Here is a 13,019-nt window from a genome sequence, read left to right as displayed (position 1 = left end):
CAACTCTTTCGGGTGAGATGCCTCCTGGTCCCTTATCGGATCCCGCACCACTTACGGGCGGAATTCGGGCGATCTTGGGGCTGATGCCAGCCGTTCGGCGGTAGGAAGGGGCTGCGCGCAACGGCCGTCTCGTATGTCCCGTATGTCACGCGCGCGCCGCACGTATCCGTATAGAGGGAGTGCACGGGTGAGTCAGCCGGAGATGCAGCCCGAGGGGCCCCCTCGGGAGGGGGGCGGGCGGGGCCGGAGACGGGCCGGTGGCCGGGGTGGCGCCCGGGGGGATCTGTCGGGTCGGGTCTTTCCGCTCGGCGACTGGGGGGAGCCGGACGACCGCCTGGACGCGCTCTATCTGTGGACCGAGGAGGGCGCGCTGCGCGCCGCCGACTGGTATCTGCACGACCGGCTGGGCAAGCGCCGCGGGGCGCGGCTGCTGCGGCTGGGTACGGCGGCGGGGGTGGCGGCGGGCGGGGCGTTGCCGCTGCTGGATCTGACCGGGATCTGGCACGGCGGGGCGCCGTGGGGCTATCTGGCGCTGCTGGTGGCGGCGGTGTGTGTCGGCTGCGACCGGTATTTCGGGGTGACGGCCGGGTGGATGCGGGATGTGGCGACCGCGCAGGCGGTGCACCGGCGGCTGGAGGCGCTGCAGTTCGACTGGGCGGTGGAGGGCGTGCGTGAGGTGCTCGGGCCGACGGAGGGGACGGCGAGCGAGGCGGCGGAGCGCTGTCTGGGGATGCTGCGGCGGTTCAACGAGGACGTCGGGGAGCTCGTTCGGTCCGAGACGGCTCACTGGATGGCGGACTTCCGGGCCGGGCGGGTGCCGCAGGCCACGTATGCGCTGGTGCCGTGGGCGGCGCCGCGGCAGGAGGGGGCGGGGCAGCCTGGTCGGTTCGCGCTGCCGCCGGGGGCCCGGCCGAACATGCCGCGGCAGCGGCCGCCGGAGCCGCCGCGCTGAGCGGAGGCGGACGGGGGACGGAGGGTGTGCGCTGAGCGGGTGGCGGGTGCGCTGAGCGGGTGGCGGGTGCGCTGAGCCGGCGCCCGTGGTGCGGGTGTGCCCCAGGGCGAGACCGGCCGGCTCAGCGCCCGGCGCCTCAGCTGAAGACGATCATGGATCCTTGGCCGAGGCTCCGCGTCGCCGCCGCGTGCAGCCCCAGCCAGACGTGCCGTTCCCTGGCGAACGGGCTGTCGTCCAGGGGGATGCCGCCCGCCCGCTCCTCCAGGGAGGTGGGACCGGCCGGCGGGGCGGGCGCGGCCGGCGGATTGGCCGGATCGATGCCCAGGGACGGCGCGACCAGTTCGAGTTCGCGCAGCAGGCCGTGCGCGGAGCCCAACGGGCCGCCGCCCTCCAGCAGTTCGTCGTTGGCGAGCGGCCGCGGGAAGTCGACCGGGACGTAGGCGCCCGCATGGTCGTAGTGCCACACCAGGTGGGACTGCTGCGCGGTCGTCTCGAACATCTCCAGCAACTGCTCGTAGTCGCCGCCCAGTTCGTCCACCGGGGTGACCTCCAGGCCGCACAGGTGCAGGAGGTAGGCGCGGCGCAGGAAGTGCAGCGCGTCGTAGTCGAAGCCGGCGACCGGTGCGACGTCACCGGACAGGCCCGGCATATAGCTGAAGACGGGGACCGGTGGCAGGCCCTCGTCCGTCAGGGCCTTGTCGTAGGCGGCGATCTCTTCGGAGAACGGGTTGTCGGGGCTGTGGCACAGCACATCGACGAGGGGTACCAGCCACAGGTCACATGCCACGAGTGAGAGCTCGCTTCCGGTCGGGGACGGGGCACGTACGGACAGGCTACGGGTACGGCCCGTTACGGCCGATGGTCGGGACAGCGTAGTGCTAGCCGGGCGTTCCCACGAGAGCCAGGGAGTGCTCGTTGTACTCGGCGATCAGCCGCTGGGCCTCGCGCAGGTCGTGCCGGACCAGGGCGTCGGCCAGCGCGCCGTGGCTCTGCCACAGGTGGCCCCTGAGGTCGGTCTCGCGGCGCAGCAGGGGCACCGCGAACATCCAGGTCTGTACGCGGACCCGGTCCAGGAAGTCGCTGATGTACGGGTTGCCCACGATGCCGCTGAGTTCGCGCCAGAACCGCAGGTCGTAGCCGATGAGGACGTCCAGGTCGCCGGCGCGGGCGGCCCGCTCGGCCTCCTCGGCCCGGCGCCGGATGGAGACCAGCACCTCGCCGGGGGTCTCGCGCAGCGCCTTGTCGGCGCCGCCGCGGAAGATGCCCTCGATGATCAGGGTGCGGGCCTCGACCATGGCGCGGAAGTCGTCGGCGGTGAAGGCGTGCACCTTGTAGCCGCGGTGCTGTTCGACGTCGAGGAGGCCCTGGGCGCACAGGTCGAGCAGTGCCTCGCGCACCGGGGTCGCGGAGACGCCGTACTGGTCGGCGATCTCCTTGACGGTGAAGGCGTGGCCGCAGGGCAGCCGGCCGGCCAGGACCTCGTCGCGCAGCGCGTCGGCGATCTGCTGGCGCAGGGTGCTGCGCCGTATGACTCCGCTGTCTGCGCCGGCGGCCATCGTGTGCGTCTCCTTCGACACTCCATGGCCGCAGGATGGGTAGCGGCCCTCGCCCACGATAGGCGAGGGCCGCGGGGGCCGGGTCCTGCCGGTCTGCCGGTGCGGTGAAGCGTCGGCGTCACTTCCGGTGCCCGTCTGGCGTCCGTGGAGCCTCAGGCCGCGTCCGAGGGGCTCAGACCACGTCCATGGGGGCGTGGTGGGACCTCAGACCGCCTACGAGGGGCTCAGCCCGCGTCCGTGTGCGCGTCCGCGGCCGTCAGGGCCTCGTCCAGGAGGGCCAGGCCCTCCTTGGCCTCGGCCTCGGTGACCGTGCAGGGCGGGACGACATGCGTACGGTTCATGTTCACGAACGGCCACAGGCCGGCGCGCTTGCAGGCCGCGGCGAATTCGGCCATCGGGGCGTTGGCGGCACCGGACGCGTTGTACGCGACCAGCGGTTCGCGGGTCTCCTTGTTCTTGACCAGGTCCAGCGCCCAGAAGACGCCCAGGCCGCGGACCTCGCCGACGGACGGGTGGCGCTCGGCGATCTCGCGGAGGGCCGGGCCGATGACGTTCTCGCCGATCTCCGCCGCGTTCTCCACGATCCGCTCCTCGGCCATCGCGTTGATCGTCGCGACGGCGGAGGCGCAGGCCAGCGGGTGGCCGGAGTAGGTCAGGCCGCCGGGGAAGGGCCGCTGGTCGAAGGTGGCGGCGATCTCGGCGCTGATCGCGACGCCGCCGAGCGGCACGTACCCGGAGTTCACTCCCTTGGCGAAGGTCAGCAGGTCGGGGGTGACGTCGAAGTGGTCGGCGGCGAACCAGCGGCCGGTGCGGCCGAAGCCCGCCATGACCTCGTCGAGGATGTAGACGATGCCGTAGCGGTCGCAGATCTCCCGGACGCCGGCGAGGTAGCCGGGCGGCGGGACCATGATCCCGGCGGTGCCGGGGACCGACTCCAGGATGATCGCCGCGATCGACTGCGGCCCCTCGAAGGCGATGGTCTGCTCGAGGTGGGCCAGCGCGCGCTCGCACTCCTGCGCCTCGTTCTCGGCGTGGAACGGCGAGCGGTAGAGGAACGGGCCCCAGAAGTGGACGACGCCGGCCGAGGCGGTGTCGGACGGCCAGCGGCGCGGGTCGCCGGTCAGGTTGATCGCGGCGGCGGTGGCGCCGTGGTACGAGCGGTAGGTGGAGAGCACCTTGGAGCGGCCGGTGTGCAGCCGGGCCATCCGGACGGCGTTCTCCACGGCCTCCGCGCCGCCGTTGGTGAAGAAGATCTTGTCCAGGTCGCCGGGGGTGCGCTCGGCGATCAGCCGGGCGGCCTCGGACCGTACGTCGACGGCGAAGCCGGGCGCGAGGGTGCAGAGCTTCCCGGCCTGCTCCTGGATGGCGGCGACGACCTTGGGGTGCTGGTGGCCGATGTTGGTGTTGACCAGCTGCGAGGAGAAGTCGAGGTAGCGGTTGCCGTCGTAGTCCCAGAAGTACGAGCCTTCCGCGCCGGCGACCGCGAGCGGGTCTATGAGGCCCTGCGCGGACCAGGAGTGGAAGACATGCGCACGGTCGTCGGCCTTCACCGCCGCACCGGCGGCGGGGTCGGCGAAGGCGGAGGCGGGATGCGTCGTGGTCACGGTCAGTACCTCGGATCGGTCGCTCGGGTCCCCATGTGGACGGCGATGGGGGTACCTCCCGTGCCCTTGAGGCTACGGGGGAGCTCCCAGACTAAGGATCACGGTGTGCTGCCCGGTACCGACAACCTGTATGGCGCTCACCACGCGGGCGGACAGAGTGTCGGCGGACACGGACGGAATGGCGGCGGGGCTGTAGGAAGCTCCAGGGCGGGGCGGTTCCGGGGCGGGGCGGTTCCGGGGCGGGTCCGGCTGTTCCGGGTGGCCGCTCAGTCGTCGTCCGGGGCCGGGACCGCCTTCGGGTGGCCGGCGGCGCAGTGGATCTCGTACGGGCGGTCGTCGCCGGCGTCGTCGTCCGATGGCTCGAACTCGATGGTGGCGGTGGCGGCCGGACCGCGGGCGACATCGTCGTCGACGTGGAAGCCGGCGGCCGGGCTCCAGGCCGTGAGGTGGATCCGGCCGTCGGCCAGACATGCGGCGGTGAGGCTGCCGCCGGTGACGCGTACGGTGCCGGTCCCGGTGGGGTGGGTGGGCGCGACGGGGGGCGTCTCCGGAGGGGCAGGCGTGGCGGATGCGGAGGGGGAAGGCTCGGCGGACGGGGTGGCCGGCGCGTCCGGGGCGGCGGACCGGGCGGCCGCGAGTTTCCGCCGTACCGCGGCATCGTCCAAGGGGGCGGCCCGCTCGTGCCGGTCCGCCGTGCCGGCGAGTGCCCACGCGCCCAGTCCGGCGGCCGCGGCCATCACCGTGACCCAGGCCAGCACCGTCGCCACCCCACGTATGCGCCGAATGCGCCATGTCATGGCCGTCGCCTCTCCCTCGCCCGGACCGGGCCAGCCTCCCGCACCCTTCCCTAACGTCCGGTTAAGGCCCGCTCAAGGCCCGCCGCCCGCCCTCCCGTTGGTGCGCCGGCGCTGGCTACGGTGGCTGCATGCCCCATCTACTCGTCGTCGAGGACGATCCGCGGCTGCGTGGTGCGCTGGTGCGGGCGCTGCGGGACCGCGGCCATGCCGTCGCCACCGCCGCGACCGGGATGTCCGGCCTCGACACCGCCGTCACCGACCGCCCCGACCTGGTCGTCCTGGATCTGGGGCTGCCGGATGTGGACGGTGCGCAGGTGCTGCGGATGCTGCGCGCGGTCAGCGACGTCCCGGTGATCGTCGCCACCGCGCGGGACGACGAGCCGGACATGGTCGCGGCCCTGGGGGACGGCGCGGACGACTACATCGTCAAGCCGTTCGGGGCGGCCCAGTTGGACGCGCGGATCAAGGCGGTGCTGCGCAGGCTGGGGCCCGATGAGCCCGAACCAGCCCTGTGTGTAGGTGAGTTGGTGCTGGACGCGGGCGCGCGCGAGGTGACGCTGGCGGGGCGGTCGCTGGACCTCACCCCTCGGGAGTTCGATCTGCTGGCGTATCTGGCCCGCCGCGCCGGGCAGGTGGTCTCGCGGCGTGAGCTGCTCGCGGAGGTGTGGCAGCAGCCGTTGGGCGGTGCCGACAAGACGGTGGACGTCCATCTGTCGTGGCTGCGCCGGAAGTTGGGCGAGACTGCGCAGCGGCCGCGCTATCTGCACACGGTCCGTACGGTGGGCGTGAAGCTGGCCGCCCCGGAGAACCGGGAGGCGCTCGACGGACCGGTGACCGCCGCCCCGGAGCGCGCCAGGCCGAAGACCGCCGGGTCGGAGCGCTAGCCGTGCGCCGGAGCATCCTGCTGCTGACCGCCGCGACCACCGCGCTCGTGCTCGCCGCGCTGCTCGTCCCGCTGGCTCTGTTGGCCCGCAGCCACGCCGCCGACCGGGCGACCGCCGACGCCACCGCGCGCGCCCACTCCCTGGCCGCCGGCCTCGGCCAGCCGCTCGCCGAGGCTTCCGGGCGCCGCGCCGCCGCCACCATCGTCCGCTCCGCCAACGGCCCCGGCCTGCCCCGTACGTCGGTGATCCTGGCCGACGGCGCGGTCCTGGGCCCGGCGACGCCGGTCACCGACGCGGTGCGGCTGGCGCGCTACGGGCGGGCGTTCGCGTACGAGCCGCCGGAGGGCGGCCGCGGCGTCGTGGTCCCGGTGCAGGGGGTGGCGGGCGGTACCGCCGTCGTCCAGGTCGCCCTCACCGACCAGCAGTTGTACGCCGGAACGCTCGCCTCCGCGCTGGCCTTCGCCGGGATCGGTGCCGGGCTGATGCTGCTGGGGCTGCTCTTCGCCGACCGTCTCGGTGCCCGTCTCGTCGGCTCCGCCCGCCGTCTCGCCGCGGTCGCCGACCGCCTTTCCGGCGGCGATCTGACGGCCCGCGCCGAGCCCTCCGGGCCGCCCGAACTCCGCCTCGTCGCCCGCCAGCTCAACCATCTCGCCGAGCGCATCCACGGCTTTCTGACCGCCGAACGCGAGAACGCCGCCGATCTCGCGCACCGGCTCCGTACTCCGGTCGCCGCGCTGCGGCTGGACGCGGAGGGGCTGCGCGACCCGGCGGAGGCGGAGCGGATCGCGGCGGGCGTGGCGGCGCTGGAGCGCGGTGTCGACGAGGTGATCCGTACGGCCCGCAAGCCGCTGCGGGACGGTGCGGCGCGGGCGGTACGCGCCGATCTGGCGGCCGTCGCACGCGAACGGGCCGATTTCTGGCGGCCGTTGGCGGAGGACCAGGGGCGCGCCCTGGACTTCGTCGCCCCGCCGCCGCCCGTCTTCGTACGGGCCGAGGGCGGCGAGCTGGCGGCCGTCGTCGACGCGCTGATCGGCAATGTCTTCGACCACACGCCGGAGGGGGCGGGGATGCGGGTGAGCGTCCTACGGGAGGACAGCGGCGGTCGGCTCGTCATCGAGGATGACGGGCCCGGTTTTCCCGACGGCCATGTCCCCGGGCGCGGCAACAGCGGTGGTGGCTCGACCGGGCTGGGCCTGGACATCGTGCGGCGCGCCGCCCTGGAGTCGGGCGGCGCGGTGGAGTTCGGGGCGGCGGCGGGGGGCGGGGCCCGGATCGCGGCGTCGTTCGGGGGCGCGGAGGCCGTTGGGGGCGCCGAAGCCCAGCACCCTTAGGCCGCCGTGGGAAACGCCGTCCGCACCGCCCGCCGCCAGTGGTTGGCCGTCAGCTCCGGGCGCAGGGCCGACAGTGCCCCGCAGTACTTGGTGAATTCGGCGGCGCGCAGACCGTAGCCGTGCAGCAGCCGGTCCGCCTCGGTCAGATGTCCGGTGGTCTTGGTCTCGACGAGGACGAGGCCGCCGTCGGCCCGTACGGTGCGGCCGGTCTCCAGGTCGCGGCAGACCAGGGCCGCGTCACAGGTGATGCGCTGCCCGTCCGCCACGAAGGTGGTCCGCTGGTAGTCGGTCTCTATGGAGAGCCCGAGTTCGGCGGGGGCCTCGATGCCGTAGGTGCGGTGCAGTACGGAGGCGAGGAAACCGCGCGGGGCCGGTCCGAGGGCCGGGTCGCCGGGCAGCAGGGGCTGCCGGTGCTTGACCGTTTCACCGCGCCGCCCCTTGAGCTTGATCTCGAACTGCCGCTCCCCGGTGTCCTCGTAGAGCCGCTCGCGGATCTTGTACCGCAGCCGGCGGCCCTGCCGGTGATCGTGGAAGCAGCGCAGGTCGGGGGTGTCGTAGTAGACGGAGTGATAGCTGAACCAGCGGCGGCCGTTGATGCACAGTGCGGCGAACGGGCCGCCGGGCCGGCTCCGGTCGGTGAGTTCGGCCGCGAAGGCGGCGAAGACGTCGACGGGGACGAGGTAGCTGTGGTCGAAGCGGGCGAGGAGTTCGGCGCGCGCCTGGACGTCGGCGAGCGGTACGGGACGCGCGGCCATGGCGGCGCGCGCGATGGCGCGTACGGCGGGAATCACACGGTCTCCTTGGCGGGCGGACGGGGAACGGGAAGGGCGTTGGTGCGGGACCGGGTAGCGCTCAGTGCGGTTCTCCGCGTGGTACGCGCCACCCGCCCGGAAAGTTCCGGCACGCGGAAGCGAACATCCACCACCATCAGGTCTCGGACAAAATCGACCTGTTTCACCGTCCAGGTGAGCGGCTCACCGAGGCGGCGGGCGAGATCGGCGCGGAGCGCGGCCTCGTCGGCGTGCACGACGTCCAGGGTGATCACGGCGCGGCGGGTGCCGGACAGCAGCCGCGGATGGTCGGCGACATGGATGACCAGCAGCAGAAGGGCGGCCAGCGCTCCCGCCACGGCGAGCGGGAGGTGCGGCAGCGCGCACAGCAGGCCCAGCACCAGGGTCGTGAAGTAGTACGCGACCTCCTCGTGCTGGATGGAGTCCGAGCGCAGCCGGATGATCGACAGCACCCCGAAGAGCCCGAACCCGAGCGCCATTCCGCCGCCCCCACCGACCTGCGACAGGGCCGCGACCACGGAGAACAGTGCGACGTTCAGCGCCAGATAGGCCGGTACGAGGTCGCGGCGCCGGTGCCGCGGGTAATACACGGCGAAGGTCAGCACACTCACCGCGGTCAGATCGATCGCCAGGCGCGCCACGAGCTGCCCGTAGGTTTCCAAGGTGTCCACCACTCCCCTGCTGCGGCGATGCATGACGACGCATGACATCGCTGTGTCGTCGCCGAAATGTCGTGGGCGATTTCCGATATGCCATGAACGCTAGGAACCGCCGGGTTAAGCGCGCCCCCGCGCAGGGTTAAGGGGCCACGCCCCCGGGCCGCCCGCCGGCGCGCCCGCGCCCGTACCGCAGCCGCCCGCCCCAACCCCCCTCGCTATCCTCTGGGCGGAAGAGAAGCGTGCCGGCGGCCCGTAACGGCCGACGCAGATCCATGGCGGATCCCCGTGGCGGATCCCCGTGGCGGATCCCTGTGGTGGAGACCCATGGCGGAACCCATAACGGAACGGCCAACGTCGTCCAGAATGTACGCGCCTGCGCCTACTCTCCCGCAGGGCGGATTCGGGAAAAGGGCGGCGGATCGTGGAACAGCCGGGACGTGCTGAGCAGCAAGGACGCTGGGACCGGACGGGGCAGACAGGACGTTCCGGGCAGGCGGGGCGGCCCGGCGGACTAACGGGGCGGCCCGGCGGGCTGGCCCCGCTCAAGGGCCGCGACCCCCAGCGGATCGGCGACTACCGCATCATCGGCCGGCTCGGCGAGGGCGGCATGGGGCAGGTTTTCCTGGCCCGTTCGGACCGTGGGCGTACCGTCGCCGTCAAGCTCGTACGCGACGAGCTGGCCGACCAGGAGGAGTTCCGGGCGCGCTTCCGGCGGGAGGTGCAGGCCGCTCGCCGGGTCGGCGGGGAGTGGACCGCGCCCGTACTGGACGCGGACACCGAGGCCGAGACGCCCTGGGTCGCCACCGGCTACATAGCGGGCCCCTCGCTCCAACAGGCCGTCGCCGGGGGCACACCGCTGCCCGAGCGGACCGTACGGATCCTGGCGTCCGGGCTGGCCCTGGCCCTGGAGTCGATCCACGCCGCCGGGATCATCCACCGCGACCTCAAGCCGTCCAACGTCCTGCTCACCATCGACGGCCCCCGAGTCATCGACTTCGGCATCGCGCGCGCCCTGGACGCGGTGACCGGCAGCGGCCTGACCCGTACGGGCGAGGCGGTCGGCTCGCCCGGGTTCATGTCGCCCGAGCAGGTGCGCGGCGAGAAGCTCACCCCGGCCAGCGACGTCTTCTCCCTCGGCTCGGTCCTCATGTACGCGGCCACCGGGCGGCAGCCGTTCGGGACGGCCGAGAGCGGGGTGCACGCGGTGATGTACCGCATCGCGCACGAGGACCCCGACCTGTCCGCGCTGCCCCAAGGGCTGCACGACCTGGTCGCCGGCTGCCTGGCCAAGGACCCCGCCCAACGCCCCACCCCGGCGCAGCTGCTGGCCCGCGCGGAGGGGGACGGCGAGGACGGCGACGGCGACGAGCCCTGGCTTCCGGGAGCGCTGATCGCCCGCCTCGGCCGGCGTGCCCTGGAGCTGCTGGAGGCCGAGAACCCCAAGGGCGATACGGACGGGGCCGGTTCGCGGCTCGCCCCGCCGGACGCGGCGCAGTCGGCCGACCGCCCGGGGTCACGCGCCATGCCGCCCACGCTCTCGCCCGCGTCCGCGCCTGCCACCGTGCCGTTGTCGCCTGCGCCGCCCGGCAGCAGCGCAGCCCCGGCCCCGCGCCGTCGCGGTATCGGCACCATCCTGATGGTCACGGGCGCGCTCCTGCTGGCCGGGGCCGGTGCGACCACCGCGTACGTCCTGCTGAACCAGAAGAGCAACGAGCAGGCCGGCAACGGTGGAAACGACACGAAGGACGAGAAGGAGCAGGGGTCGACACGGCCCACGACGAACGGGGGGATACCCGCCGCCTACCTCGGCACCTGGGAGACAACGCTCGACCCCAACGGCTACAACATCCGGCGCTTCACGCTCACACAGGGCAAGTCCGGCGACACCGTGCTGAAGATGACGGCCTCCGGGGCCGGGTATCAATGCGAGTTCGCGGCCACCTTGGAGAGCGCGGGGCCGCCGGTCCGCCTCGGCCCTTCCACCGTGGTGTCGGGCCCGGCCACGAGCTGCCACCCCGGCGCCCGGAGCAGTCTGGAGCTGGTGGACGGCAACCTGCGGCGCGACTTCGACAAGGGCAAGGCGCCGTCGGTGTACCGCAGGGCGGGGTGACGGGCGCTCGCCACAGCCCGGAATTCACCTCCCCTTCCACTGCACTCCCCCGATCGTTCTCCCCTCGTAACGATCCGTCTGCCATTGCGCGATCAGCGCATGTCTAAGCTCCCCGAAGCCACGGGAGCAACCCGCGGAGCCACGGGAGCAACCCCTGGACGACGAGAACGACACAGGTACGGGGGAGGACGCTCGGATGGACGGCCTGCGCGGGCTGACGGCCGACGATCCGGCGTGGATCGGGGACTACCGGCTGCTCAGCCGCCTCGGCAGCGGCGGGATGGGCCGGGTCTACCTCGCCCGTTCCGAGGGCGGCCGGACCGTCGCCGTGAAGCTGGTGAAGGCCGATCTGGCGGCCGAGGAGGAGTTCCGGGACCGCTTCCGGGCCGAGGTCGCGGCCGCGCGCCGGGTCGGCAGCACCTGGACCGCGCCGGTTCTGGACGCCGACACCGAGGCCGACGTCCCCTGGGTCGCCACCGGGTACATCGCCGGTCCCGCGCTGAGCAAGGTCGTCGGCGGATCGTTCGGCCGGGCCGGCACCTACGGCCCGCTCCCCGAGCACTCGCTCCGGCGCCTCGCCTACGGACTCGCCTGCGCCCTGCTCGACATCCACGGCGTCGGCCTGGTGCACCGCGACCTCAAACCGTCCAACGTCCTGCTCACCATCGACGGCCCCCGGGTCATCGACTTCGGTATCGCGCGCGCCCTGGACGCGGTCGGCGACCAGACCCAGACCCGTACCGGCATGATCGTCGGCTCACCCAGCTTTATGTCGCCCGAACAGGTCCAGGGCCATCGCATCGGCCCGGCCAGCGACGTCTTCTGTGTCGGCGCGGTGCTTGCGTATGCGGCGACCGGGCAGATGCCGTTCGGCAGCGTCGCGTCGGGCGTGCATGCGGTGATGTTCCGGATCGCGCAGGACGAGCCCGACCTGGCCGAGGTGCCGGAGGGAATCCGCGCTCTCGTCGAGTCCTGCCTGGCCAAGGACCCGGCGGCGCGCCCCGCGCCCGAGGAGATCGTGGACCGGCTCGGGCCGGTGAGCAGCGGCGGGGCGGCGCCGCCGTGGTTGCCGGCCGAGCTGATCGCGAGCCTGGGCCAGCACGCCGTACGCCTGCTGGACACGGACACCCCGCCCGGTGGCCAGTCGCGTACGCCGCGCACGACGGACGGCCGAGGTGCCGACGACACGGGCACGACCCTCCGCACGGCGCGTCCGGACGTGAGGGTGGCGACCCTGCAGACGGTGCGGCCGGGCAAACCAGAAATGGGGGCACCGGTCGGCGAAGAACCGCAGCCCCCGGTCACGGTGGGCTCCCCTGCCCGGCGCCGCTGGCTGCCCGTGCTCGCCGCGGCGGTCGTCGCCGCCGCGGCAACCGCCGTCGCCATCCCCCTCCTGACCGGCGCGGACGACACAGACGACACATCCAAGGCCTCCTCCGACATCCCCGCCCGCTACGTCGGCACCTGGTCCGGCAGCGTCCTTCGGGACGGCGCGCCCACCGGGCAGCATCGCCGGTTCGTGATCTCGCGCGGCAAGCTCGGCGAGGTGGTCGCGAACAGCACCAGTCTCGGCCCGACGTACGAGTGCAGGAGCGACGCCAAGCTGGTCTCCGTCACGGCGGACGACGGACGCCCGGCGCTGCGCCTGGACACCGAGGTCGTACGCTCCCTTCCCTCCGGCCGCTGCTCCGCGCTCGGCGAGCACACGCTCGAACCGGGCGACGGCGGCACCCTGAAGTGGTCGGCGGCGGGCCGCACCGCGACGCTGCACCGCCTGAACCCGGCCACCGAGACGATCCCGGCCGAATACCTCGGGACCTGGCAGCGCCCGACCGCCGACGGCGGAACCAACAGCATCACCATCAAGCAGGCTCCCGTCGGCAGCACGGTCCTCAGCACCGTCGTCGAGAACGGCAACGGCCGCTGCACCGCCCACGCCGACCTGTACTCCGCGGAGGGCGACCTGACCATCGGCCCCTCGGTCGTCGACATCGCAGCCCCCGGCTGCGAGCCGAGCAGCCCGTCCGTCTTCCACCTCACCGACGACGCCACGCTGCACCGCGAATTCCTGGGCGGCGACAAGGAGCCGCGGACGTATTCGCGGGTGGGGTAGCCGGAATCGGCCGCTTCACCTGGCGAACCCTCAATGCCGTGTCGTCCAGGGCTGGTTCGTATTCCTCACCCGAGTGGTGTCGTGGAGTGGCGTTGGCGGCCGTGAAGCCCATTCGGCGGATTCCGCCGGGCGCGGCTCTGCGGGGCGTGGCAATTTGACGGGCATGGACGTCCAGGAACTACGCCACCAATCCCAGAGCAGACGGGGCCGGAACTCTGCGGC

Annotated in this window: 11 protein-coding genes; 5 read left to right on the top strand and 6 right to left on the bottom strand. The window is 73.1% G+C overall.

The genetic code is table 11. The features are described 5' to 3' along the window. Positions 1-187 precede the first annotated feature (187 nt). Entirely contained in the window at positions 188-952 is a 765-nt protein-coding gene (locus FCH28_RS35310; protein WP_136744508.1) for an SLATT domain-containing protein, read from the top strand. A 136-nt stretch (positions 953-1,088) separates the two neighbouring features. Here FCH28_RS35310 and FCH28_RS35305 read toward each other — a convergent pair whose 3' ends face one another. From FCH28_RS35305 to FCH28_RS35290, 4 genes are all read right to left on the bottom strand, one after another. Beyond that, entirely contained in the window at positions 1,089-1,739 is a 651-nt protein-coding gene (locus FCH28_RS35305) for a hypothetical protein (RefSeq protein WP_136744507.1), read from the bottom strand. A gap of 91 nt (positions 1,740-1,830) precedes the next feature. Then, entirely contained in the window at positions 1,831-2,508 is a 678-nt protein-coding gene (locus tag FCH28_RS35300) for a GntR family transcriptional regulator (protein ID WP_136744506.1), read from the bottom strand. Between the two features lie 224 nt (positions 2,509-2,732). Then, positions 2,733-4,112, bottom strand: coding sequence for an aspartate aminotransferase family protein (locus FCH28_RS35295; RefSeq protein ID WP_136744505.1), 1,380 nt, complete (start codon positions 4,110-4,112; stop codon positions 2,733-2,735). Positions 4,113-4,378: 266 nt separating this feature from the next. Further along, positions 4,379-4,909 (bottom strand): hypothetical protein, encoded by a 531-nt coding sequence (locus FCH28_RS35290; protein WP_136744504.1) that lies wholly within the window; start codon positions 4,907-4,909, stop codon positions 4,379-4,381. Between the two features lie 128 nt (positions 4,910-5,037). Between FCH28_RS35290 and FCH28_RS35285 the strand changes: the two genes are divergently transcribed. Together FCH28_RS35285 and FCH28_RS35280 are read left to right on the top strand one after the other, a co-directional pair. Next, positions 5,038-5,793 carry a response regulator transcription factor gene (locus FCH28_RS35285; protein WP_136744502.1) on the top strand — a complete coding sequence of 252 codons (756 nt, stop codon included), beginning with the start codon at positions 5,038-5,040 and terminating at the stop codon, positions 5,791-5,793. 2 nt (positions 5,794-5,795) lie between these two features. Beyond that, complete coding sequence (locus FCH28_RS35280) at positions 5,796-7,124, top strand: sensor histidine kinase (RefSeq protein ID WP_136744500.1); 1,329 nt, start codon at positions 5,796-5,798, stop codon at positions 7,122-7,124. Here FCH28_RS35280 and FCH28_RS35275 read toward each other — a convergent pair. Both FCH28_RS35275 and FCH28_RS35270 read right to left on the bottom strand, forming a co-directional pair. After that, positions 7,121-7,915, bottom strand: coding sequence for a polyphosphate polymerase domain-containing protein (locus tag FCH28_RS35275; RefSeq protein WP_136744498.1), 795 nt, complete (start codon positions 7,913-7,915; stop codon positions 7,121-7,123). The genes FCH28_RS35280 and FCH28_RS35275 overlap by 4 nt on opposite strands. Further along, positions 7,912-8,586: a DUF4956 domain-containing protein gene (locus FCH28_RS35270; protein WP_425472066.1), complete on the bottom strand. Its 675-nt coding sequence runs from the start codon at positions 8,584-8,586 to the stop codon at positions 7,912-7,914. The genes FCH28_RS35275 and FCH28_RS35270 overlap by 4 nt, the downstream gene beginning before the upstream one ends. 520 nt (positions 8,587-9,106) lie before the next feature. Between FCH28_RS35270 and FCH28_RS35265 the strand changes: the two genes are divergently transcribed. Together FCH28_RS35265 and FCH28_RS35260 are read left to right on the top strand one after the other, a co-directional pair. After that, entirely contained in the window at positions 9,107-10,684 is a 1,578-nt protein-coding gene (locus FCH28_RS35265) for a serine/threonine-protein kinase (RefSeq protein ID WP_136744552.1), read from the top strand. Positions 10,685-10,880: 196 nt separating this feature from the next. Next, positions 10,881-12,797, top strand: coding sequence for a serine/threonine-protein kinase (locus tag FCH28_RS35260; protein ID WP_187364000.1), 1,917 nt, complete (start codon positions 10,881-10,883; stop codon positions 12,795-12,797). Positions 12,798-13,019 lie beyond the last annotated feature (222 nt).

It is taken from the genome of Streptomyces piniterrae (genome assembly GCF_005048155.1).
Taxonomy (GTDB): Bacteria; Actinomycetota; Actinomycetes; order Streptomycetales; family Streptomycetaceae; genus Streptomyces; species Streptomyces piniterrae.
Note: the sequence above shows the minus strand (reverse complement) of the source record. Positions and strands in the feature narration are given on the sequence as shown.